The organism is Streptomyces sp. LBL (assembly GCF_029893585.1).
Lineage (GTDB): Bacteria > Actinomycetota > Actinomycetes > Streptomycetales > Streptomycetaceae > Streptomyces.
Genome location: NZ_JARXYX010000021.1, coordinates 62,673 through 89,635, shown reverse-complemented (window position 1 = coordinate 89,635; position 26,963 = coordinate 62,673). Strand labels below are relative to the sequence as shown.

Genomic DNA, 26,963 nt, shown 5'->3' with positions numbered 1-26,963 from the left:
CGCGTCCCAGATGTAGGTGGTGGCCGCGTCCCAGGGTGTAGGCAATCCGTGTGCACATCGTGCACACCGAAGCGAGGGATCAATTCGCTACGAGGTGACCGCCGTCCGCTGCAGCAGCCCCCATGTGAACTCCGCGACGACCTCCCGCCGTACGCCCTGGGCGTCCGGGGCGGTGAACGCCAGCCCCCAGCGGGTCGGGGCCGTGCCCTGTAGGGGGCGGGCGGGGGTGAAGGCGCGGGCGGCCTCGTCGACCGTGCAGGACCAGGGGGTGAGGTCGTCGAGTGTGGTCAGCGTGGGCCCGTCGGCTCCCGGGGCGCGGATCAGCCACTCGTTCCAGACCGCGCCGTTCGGGGCGAGGAGCACCTCGAAGCGCAGGTCCGGCCAGAGGGGGAGGGGCCACAGCCGCGCCTCGCACTCCAGGTCGCCGACCTTGCGGGTGAGGACCGACTCGGGCTCGCCCAGGATTGAGCGGTACCGCGAGGCGGCGGACCGCGCGCGCGGGGAGTGCAGCATCGCCTGCCACCACTTGTTGGCCTGGCGCATGTCGGCGATCGAGGCGCCCAGCGCGTGCCGGGCGTCCTCGACCAGGCCGGGGTTGTGGTCGGCCATGCGGCGCAGCAGGACCAGCTGGAAGTCGCGCGGGGTGAAGGGGCTACTCGGGCTGTTTCCGGAGGGCATGCCTTTCATCGTCGCGCACCGGCCGCTCACCTGGACGTTGCTTGCCGGTCGGCGCTCGCCTGGACGTTGCCCGCCCGGTCGACGCTCGCCCGGTCGACGCTCCCCCGGTCGACGCTCGCCCGGTCGCCGGCCGTCGGGCAGGAACAGGACCGAGTTGACGTACCGGGGGCGGTCGCGGAAGGGGAGGACGCGGCGCAGCAGGCCGTGGGCGACGACGTACGAGGCCATCGACTGGTGGGACTCCAGCGGGAAGTCGGGGAGCGGCACCCAGGTGTCGCGGGGCAGCACCCAGCCGTCGTAGCCCAGCAGGGACAGATACGTCACCACCGGCGCGATCGGCTGGATCCGGGACTCCAGTTCGACGAAGAGGGCCGGGCGGTCGCGGGCCAGGATCCCGGTCGCCCCGCGGAGCACCGCCAGCTCGCTGCCGTCCACGTCGACCTTGATGAAGCCGACGTCCCGCAGGCCCAGGTCGTCCAGGACCACACAGCGCACGTCCAGCGCGCGGCCGTGGATGTCCCGGCGGACCAGCGAGGACACGCCCCGGTCGCCGGCGTCGTCCGACGGCAGCCACAGCCGGGCCGTGCCCGGGTTGTCCGAGGCGGCGGCCTGGATCACCCGGACGTTCGCCGGGGCCGCCGAGGTCAGCAGCCGCGCCAGATGCGGCACCGGCTCGACCGTCACCACCCGGCGCGCGCGTCGGGACAGGCGCCGCGTCCAGGGGCCGTACCAGCCGCCGACGTCCACGGCCGTGCCGCAGCCCGCCGGGCACAGGTCGGCCAGCCGGGCCAACTCCGGTTCGAAGCGCGGGTACACGGCCCGCACGACGGCGGCGACCAGACGGGTGGGCAGGTGGGGGGCGACCCGGGCGGCCCAGGTGCGGGCGGGGCCCGTCATGGGGTCATCCGCTTGAGAAGGTCTTCGTGTTCGTCGTCCGTCACCTGTTCCCCGGACAACGGCAGCAGCTGCGGAATGCCGTCCACGACCGGGTAACGGCGGTGCAGCCGCGGGTTGTAGAGGACCTCGGCCCGGTCCGGCCCCTTCGGCCCGTCCGGTACGACGAGGTGCAGCGGGCCCTTGTCGAGCGGGCACGCCAAAATCTTCAGCAGCGGGTCGTCGGATTTCACGGTGGTGTCAACTCCTTGGCTCCGATGGGGGGTTGGGGTGCCGGGTCATGTTTCGGCATGGCCAGAAGGACGGCCACGGCGAGCAGGACGCCCGCGAGCCGCAGCGCGAGTCTGAGGGGGTCCTGCGGCAGCGCCTCGCCGAACGAGAGCGTGCCGAGCACGGCCGTGAACAGCGAGGTCACCGTCGTGCACACCGGCACGATCAGCGAGGCCCGGCAGCGCTGCAGCGCCGCCTGCGACATGACCAGGCCGAACGCGCCGGTGAACAGGAGGAGATACGGGTACGGGGAGCGGAGCAGGTCGAGGATCGCGGCCCCGGGTCCACTCGCCGTGAGACAGCTCGACACGCCCTTGATGGCGAGCGAGCTGACGCCGTAGAGCAGGCCGACCGCGACGCCGTACTGAACGCCGGTCGTCGGCGCGCGGTGGCGGTGCCGGGTGCGGCGCTCGGCCGCGTTGTACAGCCACACGCCCGCCGCGAGCGTCGGCACGCACACCAGCAGGATCAGCGGGTACGGCGCCCGCTGGCTGACCCGGTCCGTGTCCTCGCGCAGCGACAGTACGACCATGAGCAGCGCGAGCAGGATCGCGCCCAGCGCGTACCGCTCACGGCCGGTGGTCTCCTCGCCGAGCAGCCGGGCGGACAGCAGGACGAGCACCACCGGGGCGACCCGGCCGACGCGCTCACCGAACGGGCCGCGCGGATCGGCTGGCCGCTGCCGGAGAAGGTCGCGGTGGGCGTGCTGCTGCGCCCGGCACGGGAGGCGGTGGCGCCCGCGGTGGGGCAGGGGGTCGGCCAAGGGGCGGGGCAGGGGGTGCTGCTCGACATGGAATACGAGCAGCCGCGGATGGTCGTGCCCGAGCCGGACGCCGCCGGCCGCCCCGAACTGCTGCACCGCGCCCTGGCGGGGTGGGTGGGGGCGATCGGCCCGCTGGTCCCGCTCGCCGACGCGGGGAAGTCGCTGCGCTGGGCCGAGGCGGCGGTACGCCTGATGGAGCGGGGGCTGCTTCCGTCGGGCGAGGTCCTCCACTGCACCGAGCACACGGAAGCGCTCGTCCTGCTCCAGCCCGAGGAACTCATCGACGACCTCGCCCTGCGCTGTCTGGCCCCCCTGGCCCACTGCGGCCCGACGCACGGCCGACGGCTCGCGCAGACGCTCCTGGCCTGGCTGGAGACCCACGGCGGCGCACCCGAGGTGGCGGCCCGGCTGGGCGTCCACCCACAGACCGTGCGCTACCGGCTCCGGCAGATACGGGAGCTGTGGGGCGCCGAGATCGACGACCCGGACCGCCGCTTCGAGATGGAGCTGGTGCTGCGGGCGCAGCGGTTACGGGGGACGTTGGGGGAGACGCCGAGGCAAGGCCGCACGTGAGACGATCAGGGCGGGGGTGCGCTGTCGCACATTCCGTACCCCGGGCACCGTGGAACCGCCGGTGACCAGCCGATCACCGGCGGTTCGGGAACCGGTCAGATCACCCGCGGTGCTGGAGCTTCACCCGCAGCCGGGGCGGAAGTGAGACCGCCTGCCCATTGCCCGGGTAAACGCTCTATGACTAGCCTGTGTTCGTCATGCCGATCGTCTGTTGAAATTTCGAACGCGGAAATTTCGAACGCAGACGCCTTAAACGCAAGGGAGGGGGCCGGTCGTGGGACGCTTGGTACCTGCCGTGACCCGGGCTCTCGACATTCTCGAGCTCTTCCTCGACGGGGACGGGACGCTCTCCGCCCCCGACATCGTGCGCCGGCTGCAGCTGCCGCGCACCACCGTGCACGAGCTGGTCACCACGCTCGCCGCCCGGTCGTACATCGTGCAGGTGCCCGGCCAGCCCGGCCGCTACCGGCTCGGCGTGCGCCCCTACCAGCTGGGCAGCCGGTACGCCGAGCAGCTCGACCTCGCCGCCGAGGGCCAGCAGGTCGCCCGCTCCGTCGCCGAGACCTGCGACGAGACCGTGCACGTGGCGATCCTGGAGGGCACCGACGTCATCTACATCGCCAAGGTGGACTCCACGCACGCCGTGCGGATGGTCTCCGCGGCCGGGCGCCGGCTGCCCGCCCACTGCACCTCCGTCGGGAAGATGCTGCTGGCCTCCCTCCCCGATCACGAGCTCACCGCGCGCATCCCCAAGGACGCCGACCTGCTCGCGATGACACCCAACAGCATCACCGACCCGGGCGCCCTGCGCGAGGCCCTGGCCGAGATCCGGCAGCGCGGGGTCGCCGTGGAGCACCGCGAGTCCAATCCGGACGTCTCCTGCGTGGCCGCGCCGGTACGGGACCGCACCGGCCGGGTCGTCGCCGCGCTGTCCATCTCCGTGCCCATGATCCGCTGGAGCGACGAGCGCCGTGTCGAGCTGGAGCAGCTCGCCGCCAAGGGCGCCGCCGCACTGTCGGAGCGTCTCGGCCACCGGAACGTGGCATGAGCGCCGCGTACGAGGTGGCGGTACGCGCGGAGGCCACCCTCGGCGAGGGCCCGACCTGGGACGCGGCGGCGGGCCGGCTGATCTGGATCGACATCCTCGGCTCGCGGATCCACACGTACGACCCGGTGTCCGGACGGCGTACGACCCGTACCACCGAGCAGCACGTCGGCGCGGTCAAGCCGCGCGCGGGCGGCGGCCTGGTCCTCAACCTCCGGGACGGCGTAGGTCTGCTCGACCCCGACGACACCTTCCGCTGGCTGCGCCACGAGCCGGTCCCCGGCCGCCGCGCCAACGACGCCGCCGTCGCCCCCGACGGTTCCCTGTGGGCCGGCACCATGCGCTACGACGAGGCACCCGGCGGCGGCACGCTGTCCCGGATCACCGGCGGCGGCACGGCCGAGGTCGTCCTCGACGACGTGGCCGTCAGCAACGGCACGGGCTGGAGCCCCGACGGCCGCCTGATGTACTACATCGACTCCCCGACCCGCCGCGTGGACGTCTTCGACTTCGAGGACGGCCGGGTCCTGGGCCGCCGCCCCCTGGTGGAGATCGAGGACGGCGCCGGCTTCCCCGACGGCCTGACGGTCGACGCCGACGGCTGTGTGTGGGTGGCACTGTGGGACGGCGCCGCGGTACGCCGCTACACGCCCGGCGGCGAGCTGGACCGGGTGATCGAACTGCCGACACCCCGGGTGACGGCGTGCGCGTTCGGGGGCCCGGACCTGACGGACCTGTACGTCACGACGGCCCGGGTGGGCCTATCGGCACCGCATCCGTCGGCGGGATCGTTGCTGGTGGTACGGGGAGCGGGCAAGGGGCTGGCCCAGCCGGCGTTCGCGGGCTGACCGGCGCCCTGCCGCTGCCGCGGGGTGGGGGGGGCCGGGGCGGACCGCACGGCCCGGCGGCGGGGCGGGCCACGCCGGCGGGCCGTGCCCCGGAGACACCGGCCCGGCCCGGCAGGCACCTGCGGGGTGCCGCAAACGCTCACCCCGCGGCCCGGCGCGGCGCGTCATCGCCGTGCCCACCCTCCCCACTCCCGGTTCCGCTCCAGCGGGGACCCCCGTAGCACCAGCGTCACGACGGTCCGGAACAGCAGCGTCACGACGGTCCGCGGCGCCGCACCCCTGACCTCAGCCAGCCCCCCGCTCCAACGCCCTCAGCACCCGCCACTCCTCCACGGTCAACGGCGGCCCCTGCAACGGCGGCAGCAGCGGCCCGTTCAGCACCGCCAGCACAGTCCCCGGATGCAGCAGCCGCCCCGGCCCCGCGGTAAGGCTGGTCAGGTCCCACAACGTCGAAGCCGCCCGGTAGGACCCCGTGGCCGCCTTCGTCAGCCGCCGTGAGTACCGGGTCACCAACCGGTCCGCCGCGTTCGGCCGCCCGCCCCGCGTCCGCGGATACCAGACGTCCTGTCCCGCGGCCATCGCCCACGCCGCGTCCACCGACCGCGCCGCCCCCCGCTGCGCCCGCCGGGCCAGCCCGGCCGCACCCAGCCCGCCCCGCCGCACCTCCTCGCCCAGGAACCGCGCCCCGAGCGCCGCCACCGACATGCCCTGCCCGTACGCCGGGTTGAAGGCGGCCAGCGCGTCGCCCAGGACGACGAACCCCTCGGGCCAGTCCCGTACCTTCTCCGGGTACCGCCGGACATTGTGCGTGCTGCGGCTGAGGTGCACCTCGCTCAGCGGCTCCGCGCCCGAGATGAGCCGCCCGACGAGGGGATCCGGCAGGTCGAGGGTGTAGCGCAGGAAGCCCTCCGGATCGGCCGGGGGCTCACCGCCCCGTGTACCGGCGAGGCTCACCATCCACCGCCCGCCCTCGACGGGCAGCACCATCGCACTGCGCCCCGGCCGGTTCGCATACGGATCGGCCTGCACGATCGTCAGCGGGAACCGTTCGGCACCCTCGGGCACACGGTAGACACGGGTGGCGTTGACGAGCCCGGAGTCCACGGTCCGCTCGGGGATGTCGGTGACGCCGAGGCTCTCCAGCCAGTGCGGGACCCGTGAGCCGCGGCCACTGGCGTCGACGACGAACTCGGCGTCAAGTTCCCGCTCACCAGCCGGAGTTGACAGACGTACGCCGGTGACCCGCCCGCCCCGGCCGGTGAGTTCGAGCACCTGCGCCGTGCGCAGCTCGACCCGGGTGTGGTCCAGCACGGCGGTGCGGACCGCCCAGTCCAGCAACGCCCGGGTGCATGCGAGCAGACGGGGACCGTCGTGCCGCCACCGCCGGAACCAGCCCTCCGGAGTGTGCGAGACGATGCCCGAGCCGAGCGGAATGTCGTGGGCGCCTGCGGCGAGGAGTGTCCGGCGCATGCTCACGCCGGGCACCAGGTCCTCCATGGCGGCCAGGCCGCCCGCCAGCAGCAGGTGGGCGTGGCGGCCCTGGGGGAGCCCCTTGCGGTGGCCGGGTCCGTCGGGCAGGTCGTCGCGGTCCAGGACGATCACTTCGTCCGCGGCACCGGACAGCGCGGCCGCGGCCAGCATGCCGGCCAGGCCGGCACCGATGACGACAGCTCTCCGCGCCATGGGGGCTCCTCACGTCAGCCAGGAAGGGCCTTCACCGTAGCTTCACGTACGGCGGTGGAGTGGATCGACCGCGCGAGCGCCTGCGCCAGCTCCACCAGCCCGCCGGTGCCGGGGACTTCGGTCGCGTACAGCCGGTACGTGCTCGGTGTGGCCAGGGGCGCCTGACGGGCGGCGGCGCGGTGCGTGGCGTCGGCCACCATCGCCGCCTCGGCGGTGAGACGGGCCTCGTGCGGATCGCGGCCCGCGCGCAGGGCGGCCTCCAGGGCCTGTTCGCGGACGTGGTCGTCGAAGTACGGGGCGAGCGCCAGCAGGGCGTCATGGATGGACACCTCACGCCAGCGCAGCCGGTCCCGGGGCGACTGCCACCAGGTGTCCGGCGGCTTCGGCGCGGTGGAGGCGAAGCGCACCCGGGACCACAACGAGTCCAGCCTGCGGTGGTCCTCGACGCTGTGCCAATGGGCCAGCGCCGGCGGCAGCAGCCTCGGCAGCACGAACCCGGCGGAGAACAGCAGCGCGGACAGCGCGGCCATGGGCGGGGCCACATCGGTGGACAGCACGTCGAGGTCGTGGCCGGTCCAACGCGCCGTGACGGCCGTGTACTTGGCCAGCTGGAAGCCCGCCACGTCCAGCAGCGCGCCGGCCAGGATCAGCCACAGTCCGGCTCGCAGCAGTCCGGTGACCTCGCGGCTCCACTTGACGCACACCACGCACATCGCACCCATCGCGGCGCTGTGCCCCAGCAGATAGAGCACGATCATCTCGCGCATGTACGGCGTGTTCGCGTAGTAGGTGTCGAGGTCGGACAGCCGCTCGACGGGTGCGTCCGCCAGCGTGAACAGCGCGACGATGGCGACGACCAGGGCGCCGTACGCGGCGACGGCCCGCAGCGACAGGAGCCGGATCCGTTCCGGGGAACCGCCCCGCCAGTTGATCAGCAGGATGAGCAGGGAGCAGCTGTACGCCGAGAGCATGCCGTAGGTGAGCGGGGCACCGAAGTTGGGGATGCCGGTGAGGTCGTTGACGGCGGCCAGGGTCGTCGGCGCGGCACAGACGAGGACGAGGGCGCCGAGAACGACGGTCGCGCAGGTGGACAGGGCCAGCGGGTGGGGCACGGCGGTGTGCGACCGCCGGCGGAAGAGGACCGCGCAGGGCAGTCCGAAGACCGCGGCCGCCAGGTACACGACGATGCTCATGTCCCAGAACTCCGTTCGGACGATCGTGCGGCGGTGGGGGGAAGGTGCGCCGTGGGCACCGTGTTCATGCCGTGCCCGTCCGGGTCGTACCGGCGTCGGCGCGGGCGGCCGCGACGAGCGGGGAGGCGGCCAGCGCGGCGGCGATGGACACGAGTGCGCCGGAGGCGGGCGCCCGGTTCTGGAAGCGCCCCGTCCCGTCCGGCGGCACGAGGGGGCTGTCCCGGTCGCGTTGCTCCACCACGGCCGCGGCGATGACCGCGGCCCACGCGGTCGCCTCGGCCCGCTCCGGGTCGCGGACCTCCTGGGCCGCGGCTTCCAGGGTCCGCTCGTACAGATCGGGGTCGAAGAAGGCGTCCAGGCTGCCGAGGGCGTTGTGGATGCTGGTCTGCCGCCACACCAGCCGGGTGGTGGGGGAGGACCAGCGAGGTCGGGGCAGCCGCAGCGCACGGCGGGTGAGGAACTCGTCCAGCTCCCGCTCCAGCGGCTCCAGCCGGACGAAGTCCCGCCGGGCGCGCCGCCATTGCGTCGTCCGGGACCCGACCAGCGGGATCAGGACGCCCGTGACGGTCAGCAGGGCGGCCAGCCCGGCGGCGACCGGCGAGACGGTCGTACTCAGTCCCGACCAGTCGCTTCCGCACCAACGGGCCACCACCGCCGCGAGCTTGGAGATGCTGTACCCGGCGTTGCACAACGCCCCGACGCCCAGCACCACCAGACCCGCCCGGAGCCGGCCGCGCACCTGGCGGGCCCAGCGCAGCGAGGAGACCGTGGTGACGCCGGCGGCGACGAGGTGACCCGCCAGGTACAGCACGATCATCTCGGCGATGAACGGCGTCGTGGCGTAGTAGGTGTCCAGGTCGGTCCGGCGCTCCACGGGCGCGTCACCCAGGGCGAAGGTGACCGCGATGCCGAGCAGCACGAAGGCGTACGCCACCATCCAGCGGCGCGTGGTGCGGTGCACGTGCGGTCCGCCCCGCCAGTAGACGATCAGTACCTGGGAGGCGGCGCTGTACGCGGTGATCGACGCGTACGTCAGCGGGGCGGCCAGGTTGGGGATGCCGCTGAGGTCGTTCACCGCCGCGACCGTCGGCTCGGCCCCCAGGAGGAAACAGACCCCGGCCAGGCCCAGGACGGCACAGATCGCCCGCAGATAGGGGTCGCTCCGGTGCCGTACCAGGTCGGGGGACTTCACCACGAGGCCGAGCCACAGCACACCACAACTCACGTAGTTGAGCAGGCCGTTCATCATCGGTCGCCGTTCATCATCGGTGGCCGCTCATCATCGGTCGCCGTTCATCTTCGGGTCCCGCGGTAGTTGAGCGCGGCGCCGATACGTCCGGCGATGTCCTCCCCGTCGTCTCCCGGAGCCGGGGTGGAGTCGGTCGGGCCCTCCAGCCAGGGCCGCAGTCGGCCGCCTATCAACATGCCGAACCGGTCGGCCTCCTGCTCGTCGGCCAGGCTGAAGTCGGTCCGCGCGGCGACGGGCCGCAGAGGACCCTCGCCGGTCGCGGGAGGACGGTCCGCGCACTGTTGGTGCATGTGCCACACTTCATGACAGAAGATCACGATCTGGTGCCATACGGCGGCCCGCCGGTCGACGACGACGATGTCCTGGGCGTCGCCCTCCAGCCACAGCCCGCTCGCGGTGTGCGGCGGGAACACCTCCCGGCGCACCAGGACCGCACGGCCCCGCCACCGGCTGACGGAGTCGACGAGCGCGTCGAACAGCGCCTCGGGATCCGTGGGTTCCGAAACCCGCATGGGCCCGATGAGCACCCCGGCGAGCCGCCGCATCTCCCTTTTCCGGCGCGCCGCCCCCAGTCGCCGGTTCATCCGTTCCTTCAGTTGCCTCACCTCCGGGATGGCGGAAGCTGGATCCTTCCGCGGCGGCCTGGAAAGAGGTTACGCGCCCCGAACTGTCCCCGTCAGGCGAGTCGCGTCCAAACCATTGACGTGGAAGCGCTTCGAAATCTACGGTCCCGTTCGAGGCTACGGGCGTTATTCGACATACCGAACACTCGATCTAAGGGCACCAGGCATACGAACACCAGGCATGCGAACACCAGGCACACGAACCTCGGCACACGAACCTCGGCACACGACCACTCGACATCCCGACGACTCCGCGGGCAACCGCGTACCGGAGGCGTACCACTGATCATCATCTTCGTCCCCTTCCCACGCCAGACCGTGGCGGGGGTCGCGCACACCGGCCTCGCGGGCCAGTAACGAAAACCTCGAAAGGTCCCCATGCACAACGCCCGCTTCACCCTCGACCCCGCCTTCACCGTCGGAGAGGTCAACCCCCGCATCTTCGGCTCCTTCGTGGAACACCTCGGCCGCTGCGTCTACACCGGCATCTTCGAACCGGACCACCCCTCGGCCGACGAGGCCGGAATCCGGACCGACGTCCTCGACCTGGTCCGCGAACTCGGCGTCACCACGATCCGCTACCCCGGCGGCAACTTCGTCTCGGGCTACAAGTGGGAGGACTCGGTCGGCCCCGCCGAGGACCGCCCGCGCCGCCTCGACCTGGCCTGGCGCTCGACGGAGACGAACCGCTTCGGCCTCTCCGAGTACATCGGCTTCCTCCGCAAGGTCGGCCCCCAGGCCGAGCCCATGATGGCGATCAACCTCGGCACGCGAGGGGTGGCCGAGGCGCTGGAGCTCCAGGAGTACGCCAACCACCCGCACGGCACCGCGCTCTCCGAACAGCGCGTCGCCCACGGCGACAAGAACCCCTTCGGCATCACACTGTGGTGCCTCGGCAACGAGATGGACGGCCCCTGGCAGACCGGCCACAAGACGGCCGAGGAGTACGGCCGCGTCGCCGCCGAGACCGCCCGCGCCATGCGCCAGATCGATCCGACCGTCGAACTCGTCGCCTGCGGCAGCTCCAGCCAGTCCATGCCCACCTTCGCCGCGTGGGAGGCGACGGTCCTCCAGGAGACGTACGACCTGGTCGACCACATCTCCCTGCACGCCTACTACGAGCCGCAGGACGGAGACATCGACTCCTTCCTCGCCTCCGCCGTCGACATGGAGTCCTTCATCGAGAACGTCGTCGCCACCTGCGACCACGTGGGCGCGCGGCTGAAGTCGAAGAAGAAGATCAACCTCTCCTTCGACGAGTGGAACGTCTGGTACCTGTCGAAGTGGGAGGAGCACGCCCGCACCAGCGACCCGACGGACTGGCCGGAGGCCCCCCGCCTCCTGGAGGACAACTACAGCGTCACCGACGCGGTCGTCTTCGGCTCGCTGCTCATCGCCCTGCTCCGGCACGCCGACCGGGTCACCGTCGCCTGCCTCGCCCAACTGGTCAACGTCATCGCCCCGATCATGACCGAGCCGGGCGGCCCGGCCTGGCGGCAGACGACGTTCTTCCCGTTCGCCCAGGCCTCGGCGTACGGGCGCGGCCAGGTCCTCGACGTGCGGGTCGACTCGCCGACGTACGAGACGAAGAAGTACGGCGAGGCCGACCTGCTGCACGCCACCGCCGTACGTGCCGACGACGGCTCGGTCACCGTCTTCGCCGTCAACCGCAGCCGCACCGACGCCCTCCCGCTGGAGGTCGCCCTGAACGGCCTCGATCTGACGTCGGTCGTCGAGCACAGCGCCCTCGCGGACGCCGACCCGGACGCCCGCAACACCCTCGACGAGCCCGAGCGGGTCACCCCGCACCCGGTCGAGGGCACGGCCCTGACGGAGGGCACCCTGACCGCCGTACTGGAGCCGCTGTCCTGGAACGTGATCCGGCTCGGGTAGGGATCAGGAGCGGTTCCGGCGCCGCCGTTCGACGACCAGGCAGGCGAGCGCGAGCGCCAGGATGGCGACGACCACCCAGGGGGGCGTGCTCTTGACGCCCTTGTAGGCAAGGGACGTGGCGTTCACGGGGTCGCTCATGAGCACTCCTTCGTCACCGGGGGCCGGTGACCGCCGCTCACGCCGCGGTCACCGGCCCGGCGAGGCCACGGGTTCCACGGGTACCCCGCCCGCCGCCGCACCCAACAGCGTCAGCCGCACCTCACCCGGCCCCGACGGTGTGGTCCCGTCGGACAACACCGCCAGGGCAAGGGTGTTGGCGCCCCGTGTGCGCAGGATCCCGTTCGGCAGGACGAATGTGTGCTGTGGACCTACGTCGTTGATGTACTGGCCCAAGTTCCAGCCGTTGAGGAAGATCTGGACGCGGTAGGCGCGGGCCGGGTCGTCGTCGAGGGTGAGACCGATCGAGGCGTCGGTACCGGGGTCGACGGCGAGCCTGAAGTCCCTCCGGTACCAGGTCACTCCCTGCCGTCGGCCCGCCCGGGGCAGCTCGGCTGTCTTCCAGTCGCCGTCCCCGAAACCCGGCAGATGCCAGCCCTCCCGCTCGCCGTACAGACCGCCGTTGTTCTGCGGCCCGCGCACCGGGTCGGGCATGGCCTCGCCCTGCACCCGCCACCTCACCTCCGGCGAGGCGCCCTTGAAGGTGACCGCCGTCAGCCCACGCGCGACCTTGTGCGTGTCGAGCGCCGTGCCGTCCTGGTCGTGCTGCATCCGCCGAACCAGGACGGAGAGGACACGGGCCGGGGTCGGGGCAGGAACATGGGCATGGGCATGGGCATGGGCGTCGGCATCCTTGTCGCGCGGCTTCTTCGGAACCGCGAAGGTCGCCGTCGCCGCCCAACTGCCCTTCCTCGCTGTGTCGTTGTCCGGCACCGGCATCCGGTGTGTGCCCAGCGGCTCACCGTCCAGCCACGCCATCAGCAGACCCTGGGTGCCCGTGCTGTAGGCGAGGGAGACGGATTCCAGGTCCTCGGCGGCGGCGGTGAAGTGCCCCCGGTACCAGACGTCCCCATAGTGGAAGCCGTAGTCGTCCGCGAAGAGCACGGGCTGCCCCTCGGGTACGGGCGTGATGCTGTACGACGTCTTCCTTTCGGCGGCCGTCCACCGAGAGTCGTCGAAGTCCGGCTCCGCCTCCGGGTTCTCCGCCCGCCGCCGCCAGCCGCCGGCCAGGGACGGCAGGGGCACCGGGCGCACTCCGGGCAGCGGCCGCTCGGCCAGCAGGCTTTCGGTGCAGCTGAGCCGTGTCCGCACGGACCCGCCGTTCCAGGTGACCCGGGCGGCTCCGCGCGGCCCCCACACCTCCAGGCCGGTCTCCCCGATCGTGTCCCCGGTCAGGTGGACCGTGTCGCCGCGCAGGGTCACGTCCCGCACCAGCGCGGGACCGTACACCAGCACCGACCCCGACGGGGTGTCGTACGGCCACAGCCTGAGGGAGGTCGCGTCGTCGGCGAAGAACAGCAGCAGGGGCCGTTCGTGGCCGCCGCCCTCGACCCGCACCCGGGTCAGTCCGCCGACGCCGAGCGGCGCGGTCACCCGCAGCAGACCGCGGTCGTAGACCCACGCGCCCTCGGCGTCCAGCCGGGTCGCCTCCGGTTCCTCGGGGCAGTCCAGCACGACCTGTGCGATCTCACCGTACGGGCCGGCGAACACGGCGATGTCCTGCCGCCCGGCGGTGAGGCAGAACAGGGGCTGGACGGTGGAGAACCTCAGCTTCCGCTGCCCCAGCGCCATATCGGTGGTCAGCAGCCGGGCGTCCCGGGCCGGGACGGAGACCGGCACGTCGAAGTCGGTGTCCGGCAGGCTCGTGGTGACGCGTTCGGTGCTGTCGTTGCGCAGGACGTACACATGGGCGCCGGTGTCCGGGTTGGTCAGGTGGTAGGCGGTGATCCGGTCGTCCGCGGGTTTCACCGCCGCCGCCCGTTTCAGTTTGGCGAAGTCCGGCTGGCGTCCGAGCAGGTGCCCGATCTGGTGCATCGGGGCGAGCTTGGCGGTGGCGTTCCGCCCCTCGTCGAAGGCCGCCCCGTAGTCGTACGACGTGTAGACGACCGGCGCGGGCAGCCAGCCCCACGAGGTGCCGCCGAAGGTCATGTACACGTTGTGCAGGGTGATGCCGTTGGCGAGGTTGGTCAGGTAGAAGCGCCGCTCGTACGCCGCGTCCCGGGTACGCCGGGACTCCGCGTACCCCTTCCCCTGGAACTCGACCCCGCCCCACGGGTCGAACCAGCCGCCCCCGAACTCCGGCATGAACCCGGGCGTCTTCGGACTCGCCGTCGCCCCGCCCCTCGCCCCGCCGGCCCCGAAGCGGCCCCAGTCCGGCGGCACCTGCGCGGGCTCGGGGTAGCTGTCGAAGCCGTACAGCCAGTGCCCCTTCTCCCCGCCGGTGTCGAACGACCCGGGCGTCCAGTGGCCGTTCCTGCCCTTGTCGTTGTGGAACAGCGGTACGTCGATGCCGTCGGCGCGCACCTTCTTGTACAGGTGGGACATGTAGTCGCGGCCGGCCGGCTCGGTGACGTACGCGTCGTACTCGTTCTCGATCTGGTAGAGCAGGACGCTGCCCGTGCCCCGGGTGAACAGATGGCGGGCGGCGATCGCGTTCACCTGGGACAGCCACTCGTCGGCGTACTTCAGATAGGCCGGGTCGGAGGTGCGGGCGTGGCCCTCGGTGGCCGTCAGCCAACCGGGGAAGCCGCCGCCGTCGATCTCCGCGTTGATGTACGGGCCCGGGCGCAGGATGACGTACAGGCCGGTCTCGGCGGCCGTGCGCAGGAACAGGTCCAGGTCGCGGACGCCCGTGAAGTCGTACCGGCCGGGCGCGGCGGAGTGATAGTTCCACGACACGTAGACGCTGACCGCGTTGTAGCCGTGCGCCCGCATCTTCTGCAGCACGTCCCGCCACAGCGACGGGCTCGGCAACCGGAAGGGGTGCATCTCACCCGACCAGAGGACCAGCCGCCGGCCGTCGACCAGCAGCGAGTACCGGTCGAAGCCGACCGTGTGCCCGCGTCCGTCGGCGGCGGGCGGGGCCGGCGCGGGACCGGTGGGCACACTGCGGGACGCGGAGGCGTTCGGCGACGTGCCGATGCTGCCGCCCAGCGTGAAGCCGAGCGCCGTCGTACCGGCGAGAATGCTGAAAGTCCTTCTGCTGAGCCCCAAGGGAGCGCCTCCTGTTGTGCCTGTTCCGTCCGCGACCGTGGGTACTGGGGTGGGTGTGGTGGGTGTGGGGCCATTCTGTACGGTCCGGCGCGCACAATTGTCGTATGAGGATCTCTGCGCGGGCGGACTACGCGGTACGGGCAGTGCTGGAGCTCGCCGTACGGCAGGACGACGGACCGGTGAAGGCGGAGGCCGTCGCCGCAGTCCAGGACATCCCGCACAAGTTCCTGGAAGGCATTCTCGGTGATCTGCGGCGGGCCGGTGTCGTCGACAGCCGGCGCGGCGGGGGCGGCGGCTACCGGCTGGCCCGCCCGGCCACGGAGATCACCGTCGCGGACGTCATCCGGGCGGTCGACGGCCCCATCGTGTCGGTACGCGGGGAACGGCCGACGGAGCTCGAGTACACCGGCTCCGCCCAGCCGTTGCTGCCCCTGTGGATCGCCCTGCGGGCCAACGTCCGCCGCATCCTGGAGGGCGTCACGATCGCCGACATCGCCACGGGCACCCTGCCCGAGCCGGTACGGCAACTCGCGGCGGAACCGGCGGCCTGGGAGAACCCCTGACAGGACTCGCACTGCTCCAACGCCGGCTGTGGCGTTCATGTTCCGAACGGACGTCGCGGTGGTCCAAGTGCGTGCTGTGCAGGTCTTCCTAAGCTTCGACGGCAGAAAGACCCCCGGCCTGTGGCTCCTTGACCGTCGAGGAGCTGTTTTTCTGACTCCGGTGGTCGGGCAACGCTGCCGTGGGAAGCGGAGACATGATGGGCACGGGTACGTATGACTATGTGGTTGTGGGAGCGGGAACAGCGGGGTGTGTGATCGCCTCCCGACTCTCGGAACGCCCCGGCGTGCGGGTGTTGCTGCTGGAGGAGGGAGCCCGGGACGCCACGGAGGCGATGAAATCTCCTTGGGGCTTCCTCGGGTTCGACCCGTCGAGCCTGTGGCTGGGCACCTCGACCGTGCAGGCCGCTACCGGCAGGGCCGTGGGTGTGGTGCGCGGCAAGGCGCTCGGTGGATCGTCGAGCGTCAACGGCCTCTACCACCTGCGGGGGCACCGCTCGCCGTGATGTGCGCCGACGTCTCGAAGGCCGACTGTCGCCCGACGTGCCGGAGGAGGAACTGCCCGGCCGATACCGTCTGCTCGCCGCGACCGGGCGGGCCGCCCAAGGTCCAGGCGCTGTTCTGCACTACCTGCATTTCCACCAGATCCTGATCGCCGCCCGGGACGTCCGTGGTCCGGGTGGCCGACGCGGCATGAAGATCGGCGATCACCGCGTCGCGCACCTTGGTCACACGGCCCCTGACCCGGAAGTCACCGATCGTGTCCGGGCTGAAGGCCGGCAGTTGGAAGACATCGTCGCCGATCTGCGTCTCCCACCCGCGTCGGAAGGCGTCGAGTCCCCGCGGTGCGGCGCCCGGATCGGTCGAGTCCAGCAAGAACATCCCGCGCGCGCCGTCGACCGCCGCTCCCGTCCTGTGCGTCGCTCTCCGACCCGTCGCGTTCATGGCTTCCACGCTATCCCGTGGCGCTCGTACGGCCATCTGAACCGGCGCTCTCTCACCCGGTGGGTACCTGGGCGTACGCGATGTCGCCTACCGCCGGAGGGAGTTCACCCGCCGCCATGAGCGTGCGCCAACCGGCTGGCGCTGGCGCTGGCCCTGGCCCTGGCTCTCCGCGCGCGCCCGCCGGTTGTGAAATCCGCAGATGTGAATGGCTTGAGTTAGCCCTGACCGTCCCCTGCCTGTCTCCCTACGATGCGAACGCCCCCGGGATTCACAGGAACCTCACGGTTTCTTCACGGCCCGGAGGATCAGCCACCCCCGACTCTGGGAGAGACCATGACCGGTGGACTCCTGCTGGGCGGCGCGATAGCCGCTCTGCTCACCACCGCACTGCCCGCGCAGGGAGCGTCCGGCGGGTTCGAGGACCCGCCCCCGGACAAGATCGTCATCAAGGTCGCCACAGTGAACGGCTCCGGCTGCCCCCAGGGCACGGCCGCGGTCGCCGTCTCCGAGGACAACACCGCCTTCACCGTGACCTACAGCGACTACCTCGCCCAGGCCGGCGGCGACTCCGACCCCACGGCGTTCCGCAAGAACTGCCAGCTGAGCCTGATCGTCGCTGTCCCCGGCGGCTTCACATACGCCATCGCCAGCGCCGACTACCGCGGCTTCGCCTCGCTCCAGCCCGGCGCGAGCGGCACCCAGCGAGCCTCGTACTACTTCCAGGGCTCCTCAAACACGGTCTTCACGAACCACGCCTTCAACGGCCCCCGCAACGACAACTGGCAGGCCACCGACACCACGGACTGGCCCCAACTCGTCTACGCCCCCTGCGGAGTCCAGCGCAACTTCAACATCAACACCGAGGTCCGCGTGACCGCCGGCACGCAGTCGCCCGGCAAGGTCAGCTTCATGACCATGGACTCGACGGACGGCGACATCAGCACGGTGTACCACATGGCATGGAAGGAGTGCCCGAAGAAGTAGGGCACTTGCCCGGCCCGCTTCGGTGGGGGTCTGAGTATGCGTACTCAGGCCCCCGGTGCTGTCCTGTGTGACGGTGAGGGCATGGCGAAGAGCAGGAACTCTCGCGCGGCGAAGGGCACGATCGTGTCGGCACTGGCGGTCGTCGTCTGCTACTGCATCTGGACCTCGCTGCTGGAGTGGTCGGACGAAGTGGCTCAGGCCGACGGCGACTCCATCGGCGCGGGATTGCCAGAGGGGCTGATGGCGCGCGTCATCGGTCTGCTGTCGTTACCGGTCCTGCTGTGGGTGGGCATGCGGTCGCTGAGGGAGCGCGGCAATCATCTGCTCCTCGCGGCCGGCCATGTGGCGGGGTGGCTCATCGGCGGCTACCTCGTCGAGCAAGGCGGCGTCAGCGACACGGTCACGGCCCTGTGCCTCGCCCTGTTCGCGGGGCTCGGCGGGCTGTTGTCCCTCGTGGAGGTGGAGCCGGCCGGTCTAACCGACCTGCAGGGTTAGCGACACGAACTCCGCCCAGGCGGCGGGGGAGAGGGCGAGCCGCGGGCCCAGAGAGGGCGCGTGACATCACCTCCCACCCGCCAGGGCGCGGTTACCGTACGTATGTTCACCCAGCGCCTCAGTCCCACGCCCCGCGGCGCTCGTCTGGCCCGGCATCTCGCCCTGAACCAACTGCACGCCTGGGGCGTCCCGTACGGCAGCGACCCTTCCGACGCGGTGGCCGTGATCGTCGCGGAGCTGGCTGCCAACGCGGTGACCCACGGCCGCGTCCCCGGCCGGGACTTCGAGCTGCGGCTCACCCTGGTCACCGGCAGCGTGCGCGTGGAGGTGACCGACACCCGGACGGAACCGCCACGTCCGCCTGTCGCGGGAGACCTGCGGACTCCGCGACCGCTGGACGAGGCCGGCCGCGGCCTGCTCCTGGTCGACGCGCTCGCCGACCGGTGGGAGGTGGCCGACCGTGAGCCGCCGCCGGGCAAGACCGTGCGCGCCGAGGTCGACCTACCGGGGTGGCTGTCCCTGGCGAAGGGCACCGCTCAGGGGGGTGAGGGATATCAGCGTCCCGGGAGTGGCGCACCTGAAGTTCTGGTCCGGCCCGAAAGCGGTGGCAGGTGGACGGGAGTACGGGAGCACGGGAGCGCGATGGGATCATGAGGGCATGGCAGACAACGTTTACTTCGACATCACGGCCGATGACCAGCCCATGGGGCGGATCGTCTTCAAGCTGTACGACGACATCGTGCCCAAGACCGCGCGCAACTTCCGGGAGCTGGCCACCGGGGAGCACGGCTTCGGCTACGCAGGGTCGTCCTTCCACCGGGTCATCCCCGAGTTCATGCTTCAGGGCGGTGACTTCACCAAGGGCAACGGCACCGGCGGCCGCAGCATCTACGGTGACAAGTTCCCGGACGAGAACTTCCAGCTGAAGCACACCAAGCCCGGCCTGCTCAGCATGGCCAACGCCGGGAAGAACACCAACGGCTCGCAGTTCTTCATCACCACCGTCGTCACCTCCTGGCTGGACGGAGCCCACGTCGTGTTCGGCGAGGTCGTGGAGGGCCTGGAGATCGTCAAGACGATCGAGGGGTACGGCAGCCAGTCGGGCAAGACCACGAAGAAGATCACTATCGCGGCAAGCGGGACAGTGTAAGGCTTCTTGTTCGCACCTCCGCTTTGCGGCAGAACAGGCGCTAAGCGCACGATCTGACGCCATTGTTCCTCGGCCCCTGCTCAGAGACCGGTCACCGTGGGGCGTAGGAGCGGGTGATCTGGTGTGCGGACGGACGGTGTCGCCCCGCCGAATGGGGCTCTGGGGGACCGCATGTCCAGCGTGCGGTCCCCCAGGGTGCGTTGGGGTGGAGTTGCCTCAGTTCTGCTCGACGCCGAGCGTGAGCCCTGCCGCACCCTGCCGCACGGTCGCGGTAACGTGGTGTGACAAAAGGGTCAAAGGGTGCGAAAGGGAGTGCGAATGGGGCTGACCGTGCGCGTCGAGAAGCGCATCGCCAAGGACTTTCCCGGGCGGGACGGCCAGGTCGTGGGGGAGCTTCTCGCCGAGCTCGTGCACCACCTGACCGAGCGGGGCGACCGGGAGGACAAGGAGCGCATCGCCGCCGCGGCGCTCCTGTGCGGCCGGGGGAGGGTGGACCGCATCCTGGACGCCGTTCAGCTGGCCAAGGAGGACTGGCGGGACGTCCTCGTGGGGGCGGGTCTGGAAGACCATCAGACCTGGCGAGAACGACTGGAGGCGGACTTCGGCCCAGCCGTGTGACGCTCAGCCGCGCCCGCCGGGCCGGGCCCGTCCGCCAGGCGGGCGCCGGCCCGCGATCTGGTCTTCGCCGATGACCACCGCTGAGTCCGGAGCTTCATCGAGCGCGGCTCTTCAGGAGTACCTCTCCTTGATCGACGAGCTGCTCGCACAGCCTTTCCGGAGACGGACTTCCATGACAATGCCGGGTGCGGTGGCCCTGAGCAGTGTGTACGCATCCTGCGGGCCAGTCAGGAGTTCTGGGATGACGACGGACAGGCGGCGCGTGAAGACGACACAGACCTGCGGGGTCACCTCGACGCGCTGATCACAGCGCTCAGCAAATGCTGGGGCGAGCCGCTCACTGTTGATCTGTGGCCGTATCTGCGGGCCGGCTCACCCCTTGTTGATCGCTCGCTCGCTCGACGGCGTTGCGTTTTCCTACGGCACGGGCCGGCCCGTGAGGGCGTCCAGGAGGATGCGGCCACCGAGCGGCTTGCGCAGTTCCACCTTCACGTCTTGCTCGATCATTTCGGCGGTGCAGGGGCCGCCGCTCCGTGCCCCCGCGACGGAGGCGTACAGCACCACGCTCTCGTCCGTCTCCAGCACCTTGACGAGGGGTCCGTCGTCGCAGGCTCCGTGTGTGGCCCTCACCGTGACGGATCGACCGTCCACCGCCGTCCCGGTCAGCCGGGCGACACGCCTGAGACCGCCGGCAGACCCTTCCCGGGCCGGCTCGATCGGCGACCTGGGAAGCTCTGACGGGGCGACGGCGACACGCTTGAGCGGGGTGTCGTAGCCCTCCAGCGTGAACAGCCAAGCGGGAACGGTCGCCGTGCCTCGGCTCGTCACTATTGTCGTTCTGCCGAGCCTCGCCCCTGTCACGGTGAGCCGGGGTCCGTCGCTGCGGTTGATGGCGAAGGACTCGTACGCCTTCTGAGCTCCCGTCAGTGGACGGGCGATCGTGGTTCCGCTTTTCCAGTCCACCGTCCCGTGCACGGTGGCAGTCGTCGGCAGATTGCCCCGCAGGACGAAGTTCTTTGTCGCGTAGGCCCGCTCGTCCGCTGGGCTGCGCCAGCCGGATTCCGGTTTCTGCACCACGTCGGCCATAGGGTGGTAGCCCCGGCTCCAGGCAGCGGCGGCCGCGGACCCCTGCCAGGCCTCAGCCACTTCACGGGCACGGCTCTCCTGCTTCGGCGGCGACTGATTGTTCGTATGGCCATCGCCGGTGCGCTGATCGTCACCGCAACCGGCAAGGAGGCAAACACTCAGGAGTGGTGCGATCAGCAAGGCGTGTTCACGGGGTGCAGGTGTCCAGCATCTTGGTGAGCATGGCCTTCTCGTCCTGGGTGACGGTCAGTTTGTAGGTGGCTTTCACGATGGTCCAGGAGCGGGCGTAGGCGCACCAGTAGGACTGAAGCGGTGGCTGCCACTCGTCCGGGCTCCGGTCGCCCTTCGAGCGGGTGGTGGCAGTGGATGCTGTCAGCAGCTGTGGATGGGTGAGGTCGTTGGCGAAGGCTTCGCGCTCGTCCTGCGTCCAGGTGTCGGCGCCGGAGCGCCAAGCGTTGGCCAGGGGCACGGTGTGGTCGATGCCGAGGTCGGCAGTGGCGGTGAAGGTCTTGTTGTCGTAGACGCTCAGCCATTTTCCGGACACGGGCCGGCACTCGTCGTCGCGCTGTACGTCGGTGCCGTCGCGCTGGAGAACCAATTCGCGGGTGTCGCAGCTGTCGCCCTGGGAGGACCACTGGGGGAACTTCGCGCGGCTGTAGCCCGAGATCGATCCCTGAGCTGCCACTTTCAGACCATCCAGCGCGGTGCGGGCCTTTTCGGCGGTTGGCAGTCCCGGTAACTTCGACGCCGCCCCTGCCTGCCCACCTTCTGCTCCTGCGACGCTGCCTTTGGTGGAAGTGGCGGAGCCTTTGGGGGCGACGCCGCTGGCATCGGGGGTCGGCCGGGTCACCAGCCCCGCCGAACACCCCGTCAGTGTGACGGCCAGGACCGCCACGGGCAGCCCCCACGTCCGGCGCCTTTGCTCATGCTTCACGGTCCGCACTTTGGCCTCTTCCGGCTCGACAATCGGGTTGTGCACCCTACTCGCGGAGGGTGCACAGGCAGCCATTTTTCCGCCACACACGTTGACGGACGGTCAGGAAGTGACGTACCGATCCGCGTATCGGGTGCAGTGTGGGGAGCTGACTCCGGCTGACCTGCTGACGCCGGACGCGGTCACGGACGCGGTCACGGACGCGGTCACGGACGCGGTCACGGAGCCGGACCCGGACACGTCGGCCCGGTGTTCGTCGATCTGCGCGCCGCCGATGGCGGTGACCATTACGGCGATGCCGGCGAGCACCTGCAGGCAGGTGCTGACGACGGCGCGGAGCCGGTGGAGCAGTGCTGCGGTCAGCAGCATGACAACGCCGGCGATGCCCACGTACAGCCAGTTGGGGGCGAGGGAGATGTCGGAGTTGTCTGCGCCGGGGTCGAACGGCTTCCAGCCGCTGTAGTCGATGCCGAGCAGGAAAGTCGTGACGGTCGCGATCCCATCGAGGACGAGCAGCCCGGCGGCCAGGACGATGTCTCCGGCGAGGGGCAGCCACCGGCGTCCGGTTCGCGGGGACGGCACGTTGTCGCCGCGGAACTGTGGCAGGCCGAAGAGCCTTGGAGAGGCGGGGCCGTTCATGGGTACATGTTTTCCCCGATAGCGGACCGGGTCCTGAGTACCGGTACTCAGGACCCGGCGCTCGCGTGGTGATCTTGAAGCTGGTGATCCGCTTGGGGTTGTCGACGACCTGGAGAACCGGCGGCGGCAGGGGCAAGGTGTCGGGGTCTACCGGATCAGCGCCCCGGACATGTCTTCTGACCGCGTCCCGGACACGCTTCTGACCAGGCCGGACATGAACACCCTGTCCGGGACACTTGCCCACCGTTGCCGGCGCTCATCAGCGGGTCGATGGTCAAGGGCGTGGCAAAGCTGGCGACGACGCGCAGCAGCGCCGCACATCCTGTCGCCGGAGCGGCGACGAACTCATGAACGAGACCTGGAAGGCAGAACTGTGACCATCCGAGGCATTCTCACGGGCAGCGCCGTGATCGCCCTGCTGGCGCTGCAACCTCTGTCCGCGAACGCCACCCCCGCGAGCGCGGCGAACGAAGCACCGAACTGGGCACCGTCAAACATCGGCGCCGCCGATTGGGCCTGCGGGTCAGAACCCGATTCGAACGGTCCCGGGGGCACCGATGTGAAGAAGCCCATCTGGCTCAGGACCGGGCCCCGCGCGAGCTGTGGCGACGCGAGCGGCTACACGCTGCAGAAGGGCACGCGGCTCGGCGGCTGGTGCTACGCGTACAACGAGTCGGGGAACAAGTGGTTCTACGTCAGCGTCGGAGGCGCGGCTCCGTACGGCTGGATCTATGAGGGGAACGTCACGGCTGACTCGAGCTCGATCAACATGCCCTGCCAGTCGTGAGCTGAGCAACTCCATGAGCTGCGTGGCCTGGCCGAGGTCTGCAGCCATCGCGGCGCTTGTCCGGGAACGATGAACCCGGACACGGCGAAGGGGCTGTCGACCCGTGTTGGGTGAGACAGCCCCTTCGGTCTCCTCGGTCCCACTCCCGCTCTGCGGCTGCTTGACGGAGGAACCTCCCCCTGCCGATGCCGATGCCGATGCGGATGCCGATGCCGGTTCCCCGTGACGCCGGGTGGTGGTCTTGCCGTGGTGGCCGAGAGCGTCCGCGACGACGGGCGCGGGAGTCGGCACGGGGCGGGAGAACAGGTGTGAACGGCGGGTGTTAACTTCCTTCCCGTGGTGGAGCACCAGGATGAGACCCGGGCGGCCTATGACGGGGTCGTCGAACTGTATGCGTCGATGTTCGCTGATCGGCTGGAGACGCAGCCGTTCTCGCGGAACATGATCGGCACCTTTGCCGAGTTGGTGCGTGGGACGGGGAACCCGCGGGCGGCCGACGTCGGGTGCGGGCCCGGGCATCTGACGGCCATGTTGCATGACTTGGGGCTGGATGCCTTCGGGCTCGACCTCTCCCCGGCCATGGTCGACCACGCCCGGCGGGCCCAGCCGGCGCTGCGGTTCGACGAGGCGCGGATGGAGGCCCTGCCAGTCGAGGACGGCGCGCTCGGCGGCGTGCTGGCCCACTACTCGATGATCCACACCCCTCCTGGAGAACTACCCGCGCTGCTCGCCGAGCAGGCGCGTGTCCTGGCGCCAGGGGGCCTGCTCCTGGTCTCGTTCTTCGGGACCGACGGGCCCGAGCCGGTCCGCTTCGACCACAAGGTGACGCCCGCCTACAGCTGGCCGGCGGACCGGTTCGCCGAGCTGCTGGCCGGGGCCGGACTCGTCACGTTCGCCCGGCTGCTCCACGACCCGGCCTCTGAGCGGGGCTTCCTCGACGCCCATTTGCTGGCCCGCCTTCGCTAGAACATAGCCATACGATCTTTCGCCATCGCGCCCGGCGTAGCGGAGCATGACGGAATCCACGGTTGTCCTGTCTGCCACGACGGTCGCACGATGACGTTCATGGGAAACCTGGAGGGACTGTCGCCACATGAGGCCGGAGACGCTGGTGGCTTTGTCGAGTCGATGCAGCAACTCAAGGAGCGTTCGGGGCTGACATATCGCGAGTTGGAGGAGCGGGCTGCCCGTAACGGTGACGTGCTGGCACGGAGCACGCTGGCCGACATGCTGCGACGGACGAGCCTGCCGCGGCCCGAGGTACTGGCCGCCTTCGTCCGCGCCTGCGGGGACGGGCAGCGGGTCGGTGTCTGGCTGGACGCCAGGAACCGGATCGCCGCAGATATCGCGTCCACGCCGTCCACGTCGGCCGGGCCAGCCATGTCGGATGCCTCGCCCGCGTCGGTCACGGTGCCGGGGGCAGTGGCTGGGGCGCAGGTCGAAGTCAGGGCTCAACCAGCAGCGGACAGTGAAGAGGTGGCGGTCGCGTGGCCACGCCGTGTCAAGGGCCGCACGGTCGCGCTCACGGTCTCGCTCTTGGTCCCGGTGCTCGCCTTGGCCGCCTGGGAGTTACTCCCCGACAGCTCCGATGGTCCTGCCGCCGATTCCCGGACTCCCACCGACGGCTGGGTCACCATCCGCCCGGCCCGTACGCCCGACCTCTGCGTGACCGACGGACGCGAACGCCGCGGCCTCTACGGCAGCGCCATCGCCGTTCAACTCCCCTGCGCCCAGGCCACTGTGCCGCGCACCTACCTTGAACCTGCCGGGGAGAACCTGTACCGCATCCAGTGGCACCATCCCCAGGAGGGGAAAGGATGCCTGACGGTTATGAGCACCGGCCCGGTAAAGGACATGATCGAGCCCCGGAACGACTGTGCCCAAGCCACACTGTTCCGCCTGGAGCCCGCCGATGCCGACCGCGCCGGAGGGTTTCGGCTTCGCCCGGTACACAGCAGCCATTGCATCGGCATCGTCGACGACGACACCGCTGAGGGTGCTGAAGCGATCGAAGAACGATGTACCGGCAGGGCCGATCAGCTGTTCCTCCTCCGAAAAGGCTGATCGCCGCACCGCAGGGGAGAGCAAAGGCGCCGATCCCGGTCCGGCCCTCCTCCGTAAGTGGCTTCGGTTTCCTGAACTGACGCCCGCGGGCAACGACCCGGGCGGGCGCTGCCCCGGAGACGGCCGACAGCCGGGGCACTGGACCCCACCCCACTCGGTGGAGCGTCGAGGCCGTCGCCAGGGTGTGCGTGAGCGTGAGCGGCAGCGACAAAAGCCGCCGGGAAGGCCGCAGGTCCCAGCGGGCTCAGGTGTCAGCGGGGTCAGGTGTCAGCGGGCTCAGGCCGCGGCTGTCGGGTTCGTCGATTCGGCGGCGCGGCGGTATTCGGCGTTGATGCGCTGGGCTTCTTCGAGCTGGTCTTCGAGAATGACGATGCGGCAGGCGGCCTCGACGGGGGTGCCGTGGTCGACGAGTTCCCGAGCTCGGGCGGCGACCCGCAGCTGGTAGCGGGAGTAGCGGCGATGTCCGCCCTCGGAGCGGAGCGGGGTGATGAGGCGGGCCTCTCCGATGGCGCGGAGGAAGCCGGGGGTGGTGCCGAGCATCTCGGCGGCCCGGCCCATGGTGTACGCCGGGTAGTCGTCGTCATCGAGACGGCCGTACGAGTCGTCTGCTGTCATTTGCACCTCTCTGTGGAACGCGTGGAGGGGCTCCGGTGCCGTACGGCACCAGAGCCCCGAAGGAACTTTTACACCATCTGCCGACCCTGGTACTGCGCCGGCCTTCTGTTTCCGCGAACCCGACCGAGATGCTGTCGGGTGTACGGGGATCGTGGTTGTTCGACCGGAGACCACCTCACTATCGATGTCCTGCGGTACCCGGGCTCAAGACTTCCGCCCGGGCGATCCTGATGGCGTTCGGCTCCTCCGTTCTTCCCTCGGTGATCAATTGCTGTCAAACGGGGTACTGCGCACTGCTGGTATTGCGCACTGCTGTGAAGCGAACTGCTCAGTGACCTGTGGCAGCGCCACTCTTCGACAGCCAGCCCCGTCGCCCATCCTGCGTCTGCCCTGGCTTGGAACCCCACTGCCGAACCTCCCGATGCGCGCGCCCGCAGCCGACGCCTTCACCGAGGTACCGCTCACTGACTTCACTGCTGGTTACTGCGAACTGCACTTGCGGGTACTGCCACTGCGGTACTGCTCACGGCGGCCCCTGATCACTGCGGGCCACCCGGTCCGGTCGTCAGTCCCGTCGCCGTCCTGCAAACGCTCTGGCTTCGGAACTCCACCACCGCACCGTCCTGCGCACTGCAACTGCGTGTACTGCTGCCCGGCAGTTCGTTTCTGCCAGGGCCCGTTGATCTCGGCTACGAGAGAAACCATAACCACCTCACGGCCCGATGTCTACTCCGACCAACATAGATTTTCGCGCGTTGGGCGGCGCGGTAATCGACCTCTAACGGCGATGGAGGGGGACCGGAGCGAGGCCGTCACCGCCGGGTCGACGGACCGCGAGCGGGACACGAGTAGGGCGCAGGCAGGGCGCAGGCAGGGCGCAGGCAGGGCGCAAGCCTCCGCGCAGGCGGGGCCAGGCGTGGGCGATGCGAAGGGCTCGGGCGGCGGGCGATTGGCACCGAAGGCGGCCCCGTCGGCACGGTGATCTACCAGGGGCTGCGACTGGCCTGCACTGCGGACGCGCGGTGTCACACCCAGCGGCGGCGCCCGTCGTGCAACTACCCGGCGCTTCAGCGCCGGGTAGTTGACAAGAGGGCTTCCTTTCCGCGTACGGCGGTTAGCGGACCGAGTGATCGAGTTCGGCACGCCAGTCGACGCGGGACGTAA

Annotated in this window: 26 protein-coding genes and 3 pseudogenes; 14 read left to right on the top strand and 15 right to left on the bottom strand. The window is 70.5% G+C overall.

Going from position 1 to position 26,963, the window contains the following annotated elements:
* Positions 1–87 precede the first annotated feature (87 nt).
* The 4 genes and pseudogenes from M2271_RS24875 to M2271_RS24860 form a co-directional block, all read right to left on the bottom strand.
* Complete coding sequence (locus tag M2271_RS24875) at positions 88–678, bottom strand: hypothetical protein (RefSeq protein WP_280889627.1); 591 nt, start codon at positions 676–678, stop codon at positions 88–90.
* 117 nt (positions 679–795) lie between these two features.
* A pseudogene (locus M2271_RS24870) lies at positions 796–1,575 on the bottom strand (FkbM family methyltransferase); the annotation flags it as partial.
* The gene (locus tag M2271_RS24865; RefSeq protein WP_280889536.1) at positions 1,572–1,805 is read right to left on the bottom strand and encodes a Trm112 family protein; all 234 of its coding nucleotides are present in this window, start codon (positions 1,803–1,805) and stop codon (positions 1,572–1,574) included. The gene M2271_RS24865 and the pseudogene M2271_RS24870, both read right to left, overlap by 4 nt.
* Positions 1,802–2,467 (bottom strand): annotated as a pseudogene (locus tag M2271_RS24860) (hypothetical protein); the annotation flags it as partial. The gene M2271_RS24865 and the pseudogene M2271_RS24860, both read right to left, overlap by 4 nt.
* Between M2271_RS24860 and M2271_RS24855 the strand changes: the two are divergent.
* From M2271_RS24855 to M2271_RS24845, 3 genes and pseudogenes are all read left to right on the top strand, one after another.
* A pseudogene (locus tag M2271_RS24855) lies at positions 2,459–3,178 on the top strand (helix-turn-helix domain-containing protein); the annotation flags it as partial. The pseudogenes M2271_RS24860 and M2271_RS24855 sit on opposite strands and share 9 nt — an antisense overlap.
* 274 nt (positions 3,179–3,452) lie before the next feature.
* On the top strand, positions 3,453–4,226 hold the full coding sequence (locus M2271_RS24850) for an IclR family transcriptional regulator (protein ID WP_280889535.1): 774 nt from the start codon (positions 3,453–3,455) through the stop codon (positions 4,224–4,226).
* The gene (locus tag M2271_RS24845; protein ID WP_280889534.1) at positions 4,223–5,071 is read left to right on the top strand and encodes an SMP-30/gluconolactonase/LRE family protein; all 849 of its coding nucleotides are present in this window, start codon (positions 4,223–4,225) and stop codon (positions 5,069–5,071) included. Before M2271_RS24850 ends, M2271_RS24845 begins: the two co-directional genes overlap by 4 nt.
* Before the next feature lie 285 nt (positions 5,072–5,356).
* Here the strand turns inward: M2271_RS24845 and M2271_RS24840 are convergent, their stop codons facing one another.
* The 4 genes from M2271_RS24840 to M2271_RS24825 all read right to left on the bottom strand — a co-directional run bounded on the left by M2271_RS24840 (position 5,357) and on the right by M2271_RS24825 (position 9,780).
* Entirely contained in the window at positions 5,357–6,754 is a 1,398-nt protein-coding gene (locus tag M2271_RS24840) for an FAD-dependent monooxygenase (RefSeq protein WP_280889533.1), read from the bottom strand.
* 14 nt (positions 6,755–6,768) lie between these two features.
* Positions 6,769–7,947 carry an MAB_1171c family putative transporter gene (locus tag M2271_RS24835; protein WP_280889532.1) on the bottom strand — a complete coding sequence of 393 codons (1,179 nt, stop codon included), beginning with the start codon at positions 7,945–7,947 and terminating at the stop codon, positions 6,769–6,771.
* 64 nt (positions 7,948–8,011) lie between these two features.
* Positions 8,012–9,193, bottom strand: coding sequence for an MAB_1171c family putative transporter (locus M2271_RS24830; protein WP_280889626.1), 1,182 nt, complete (start codon positions 9,191–9,193; stop codon positions 8,012–8,014).
* 47 nt (positions 9,194–9,240) lie between these two features.
* Positions 9,241–9,780: a toxin gene (locus tag M2271_RS24825; protein ID WP_280889531.1), complete on the bottom strand. Its 540-nt coding sequence runs from the start codon at positions 9,778–9,780 to the stop codon at positions 9,241–9,243.
* 417 nt (positions 9,781–10,197) lie between these two features.
* Here M2271_RS24825 and M2271_RS24820 point away from each other — a divergent pair, with 417 nt between their 5' ends.
* Positions 10,198–11,712 (top strand): alpha-N-arabinofuranosidase, encoded by a 1,515-nt coding sequence (locus M2271_RS24820; protein WP_280889530.1) that lies wholly within the window; start codon positions 10,198–10,200, stop codon positions 11,710–11,712.
* A gap of 3 nt (positions 11,713–11,715) precedes the next feature.
* On the opposite strand, the gene M2271_RS24815 is transcribed toward M2271_RS24820, so the two are convergent.
* Positions 11,716–11,850, bottom strand: a complete 135-nt coding sequence (locus tag M2271_RS24815; protein ID WP_280889529.1) for a hypothetical protein — start codon at positions 11,848–11,850, stop codon at positions 11,716–11,718.
* A gap of 48 nt (positions 11,851–11,898) precedes the next feature.
* Complete coding sequence (locus M2271_RS24810; protein WP_280889528.1) at positions 11,899–14,922, bottom strand: beta-galactosidase; 3,024 nt, start codon at positions 14,920–14,922, stop codon at positions 11,899–11,901.
* 104 nt (positions 14,923–15,026) lie between these two features.
* Here M2271_RS24810 and M2271_RS24805 point away from each other — a divergent pair, with 104 nt between their 5' ends.
* Together M2271_RS24805 and M2271_RS24800 are read left to right on the top strand one after the other, a co-directional pair.
* The gene (locus tag M2271_RS24805; protein WP_280889527.1) at positions 15,027–15,485 is read left to right on the top strand and encodes an Rrf2 family transcriptional regulator; all 459 of its coding nucleotides are present in this window, start codon (positions 15,027–15,029) and stop codon (positions 15,483–15,485) included.
* Between the two features lie 194 nt (positions 15,486–15,679).
* Positions 15,680–15,988: a GMC family oxidoreductase N-terminal domain-containing protein gene (locus M2271_RS24800; protein WP_280889526.1), complete on the top strand. Its 309-nt coding sequence runs from the start codon at positions 15,680–15,682 to the stop codon at positions 15,986–15,988.
* Here M2271_RS24800 and M2271_RS24795 read toward each other — a convergent pair.
* The gene (locus M2271_RS24795) at positions 15,948–16,427 is read right to left on the bottom strand and encodes a hypothetical protein (RefSeq protein ID WP_280889525.1); all 480 of its coding nucleotides are present in this window, start codon (positions 16,425–16,427) and stop codon (positions 15,948–15,950) included. The genes M2271_RS24800 and M2271_RS24795 overlap by 41 nt on opposite strands.
* Positions 16,428–16,760: 333 nt before the next feature.
* Between M2271_RS24795 and M2271_RS24790 the strand changes: the two genes are divergently transcribed.
* The 5 genes from M2271_RS24790 (at position 16,761) to M2271_RS24770 (ending at position 19,674) form a co-directional block, all read left to right on the top strand.
* A complete protein-coding gene (locus tag M2271_RS24790; RefSeq protein ID WP_280889524.1) occupies positions 16,761–17,411 on the top strand; it encodes a DUF4360 domain-containing protein in 651 nt (216 codons plus the stop codon).
* Positions 17,412–17,492: 81 nt separating this feature from the next.
* Positions 17,493–17,906 (top strand): hypothetical protein, encoded by a 414-nt coding sequence (locus M2271_RS24785; RefSeq protein ID WP_280889523.1) that lies wholly within the window; start codon positions 17,493–17,495, stop codon positions 17,904–17,906.
* Between the two features lie 102 nt (positions 17,907–18,008).
* The gene (locus M2271_RS24780; protein WP_280889522.1) at positions 18,009–18,560 is read left to right on the top strand and encodes an ATP-binding protein; all 552 of its coding nucleotides are present in this window, start codon (positions 18,009–18,011) and stop codon (positions 18,558–18,560) included.
* Positions 18,561–18,564: 4 nt separating this feature from the next.
* A complete protein-coding gene (locus M2271_RS24775) occupies positions 18,565–19,056 on the top strand; it encodes a peptidylprolyl isomerase (RefSeq protein ID WP_280889521.1) in 492 nt (163 codons plus the stop codon).
* Positions 19,057–19,374: 318 nt separating this feature from the next.
* The gene (locus tag M2271_RS24770) at positions 19,375–19,674 is read left to right on the top strand and encodes a hypothetical protein (protein WP_280889520.1); all 300 of its coding nucleotides are present in this window, start codon (positions 19,375–19,377) and stop codon (positions 19,672–19,674) included.
* A gap of 417 nt (positions 19,675–20,091) precedes the next feature.
* Here the strand turns inward: M2271_RS24770 and M2271_RS24765 are convergent, their stop codons facing one another.
* From M2271_RS24765 to M2271_RS24755, 3 genes are all read right to left on the bottom strand, one after another.
* Positions 20,092–20,748, bottom strand: a complete 657-nt coding sequence (locus M2271_RS24765; protein WP_280889519.1) for a hypothetical protein — start codon at positions 20,746–20,748, stop codon at positions 20,092–20,094.
* Positions 20,749–20,947: 199 nt separating this feature from the next.
* A complete protein-coding gene (locus M2271_RS24760) occupies positions 20,948–21,655 on the bottom strand; it encodes an HNH endonuclease family protein (RefSeq protein WP_280889518.1) in 708 nt (235 codons plus the stop codon).
* Positions 21,656–21,796: 141 nt separating this feature from the next.
* A complete protein-coding gene (locus M2271_RS24755; RefSeq protein ID WP_280889517.1) occupies positions 21,797–22,333 on the bottom strand; it encodes a DUF6234 family protein in 537 nt (178 codons plus the stop codon).
* Positions 22,334–22,706: 373 nt separating this feature from the next.
* Here M2271_RS24755 and M2271_RS24750 point away from each other — a divergent pair, with 373 nt between their 5' ends.
* The 3 genes from M2271_RS24750 to M2271_RS24740 all read left to right on the top strand — a co-directional run bounded on the left by M2271_RS24750 (position 22,707) and on the right by M2271_RS24740 (position 25,184).
* Positions 22,707–23,120: a hypothetical protein gene (locus M2271_RS24750; RefSeq protein WP_280889516.1), complete on the top strand. Its 414-nt coding sequence runs from the start codon at positions 22,707–22,709 to the stop codon at positions 23,118–23,120.
* Positions 23,121–23,456: 336 nt separating this feature from the next.
* A complete protein-coding gene (locus tag M2271_RS24745) occupies positions 23,457–24,086 on the top strand; it encodes a class I SAM-dependent methyltransferase (RefSeq protein ID WP_280889515.1) in 630 nt (209 codons plus the stop codon).
* Between the two features lie 99 nt (positions 24,087–24,185).
* The gene (locus M2271_RS24740; protein ID WP_280889514.1) at positions 24,186–25,184 is read left to right on the top strand and encodes a helix-turn-helix transcriptional regulator; all 999 of its coding nucleotides are present in this window, start codon (positions 24,186–24,188) and stop codon (positions 25,182–25,184) included.
* Between the two features lie 276 nt (positions 25,185–25,460).
* Here M2271_RS24740 and M2271_RS24735 read toward each other — a convergent pair whose 3' ends face one another.
* Entirely contained in the window at positions 25,461–25,799 is a 339-nt protein-coding gene (locus M2271_RS24735) for a MerR family transcriptional regulator (protein ID WP_280889513.1), read from the bottom strand.
* Between the last annotated feature and the right edge of the window lie 1,164 nt (positions 25,800–26,963).

What these genes read in the sequence shown, in the direction of transcription:
- M2271_RS24875 (WP_280889627.1), bottom strand. Translation starts at nt 678, where the DNA reads ATGCCCTCCGGAAACAGCCCGAGTAGCCCCTTCACCCCGCGCGACTTC.
- M2271_RS24845 (WP_280889534.1), top strand. Translation starts at nt 4,223, where the DNA reads ATGAGCGCCGCGTACGAGGTGGCGGTACGCGCGGAGGCCACCCTCGGC.
- M2271_RS24840 (WP_280889533.1), bottom strand. Translation starts at nt 6,754, where the DNA reads ATGGCGCGGAGAGCTGTCGTCATCGGTGCCGGCCTGGCCGGCATGCTG.
- M2271_RS24835 (WP_280889532.1), bottom strand. Translation starts at nt 7,947, where the DNA reads ATGAGCATCGTCGTGTACCTGGCGGCCGCGGTCTTCGGACTGCCCTGC.
- M2271_RS24830 (WP_280889626.1), bottom strand. Translation starts at nt 9,193, where the DNA reads ATGAACGGCCTGCTCAACTACGTGAGTTGTGGTGTGCTGTGGCTCGGC.
- M2271_RS24825 (WP_280889531.1), bottom strand. Translation starts at nt 9,780, where the DNA reads ATGAACCGGCGACTGGGGGCGGCGCGCCGGAAAAGGGAGATGCGGCGG.
- M2271_RS24820 (WP_280889530.1), top strand. Translation starts at nt 10,198, where the DNA reads ATGCACAACGCCCGCTTCACCCTCGACCCCGCCTTCACCGTCGGAGAG.
- M2271_RS24815 (WP_280889529.1), bottom strand. Translation starts at nt 11,850, where the DNA reads ATGAGCGACCCCGTGAACGCCACGTCCCTTGCCTACAAGGGCGTCAAG.
- M2271_RS24805 (WP_280889527.1), top strand. Translation starts at nt 15,027, where the DNA reads ATGAGGATCTCTGCGCGGGCGGACTACGCGGTACGGGCAGTGCTGGAG.
- M2271_RS24800 (WP_280889526.1), top strand. Translation starts at nt 15,680, where the DNA reads ATGATGGGCACGGGTACGTATGACTATGTGGTTGTGGGAGCGGGAACA.
- M2271_RS24795 (WP_280889525.1), bottom strand. Translation starts at nt 16,427, where the DNA reads ATGAACGCGACGGGTCGGAGAGCGACGCACAGGACGGGAGCGGCGGTC.
- M2271_RS24790 (WP_280889524.1), top strand. Translation starts at nt 16,761, where the DNA reads ATGACCGGTGGACTCCTGCTGGGCGGCGCGATAGCCGCTCTGCTCACC.
- M2271_RS24785 (WP_280889523.1), top strand. Translation starts at nt 17,493, where the DNA reads ATGGCGAAGAGCAGGAACTCTCGCGCGGCGAAGGGCACGATCGTGTCG.
- M2271_RS24780 (WP_280889522.1), top strand. Translation starts at nt 18,009, where the DNA reads ATGTTCACCCAGCGCCTCAGTCCCACGCCCCGCGGCGCTCGTCTGGCC.
- M2271_RS24775 (WP_280889521.1), top strand. Translation starts at nt 18,565, where the DNA reads ATGGCAGACAACGTTTACTTCGACATCACGGCCGATGACCAGCCCATG.
- M2271_RS24770 (WP_280889520.1), top strand. Translation starts at nt 19,375, where the DNA reads ATGGGGCTGACCGTGCGCGTCGAGAAGCGCATCGCCAAGGACTTTCCC.
- M2271_RS24755 (WP_280889517.1), bottom strand. Translation starts at nt 22,333, where the DNA reads ATGAACGGCCCCGCCTCTCCAAGGCTCTTCGGCCTGCCACAGTTCCGC.
- M2271_RS24740 (WP_280889514.1), top strand. Translation starts at nt 24,186, where the DNA reads ATGGGAAACCTGGAGGGACTGTCGCCACATGAGGCCGGAGACGCTGGT.
- M2271_RS24735 (WP_280889513.1), bottom strand. Translation starts at nt 25,799, where the DNA reads ATGACAGCAGACGACTCGTACGGCCGTCTCGATGACGACGACTACCCG.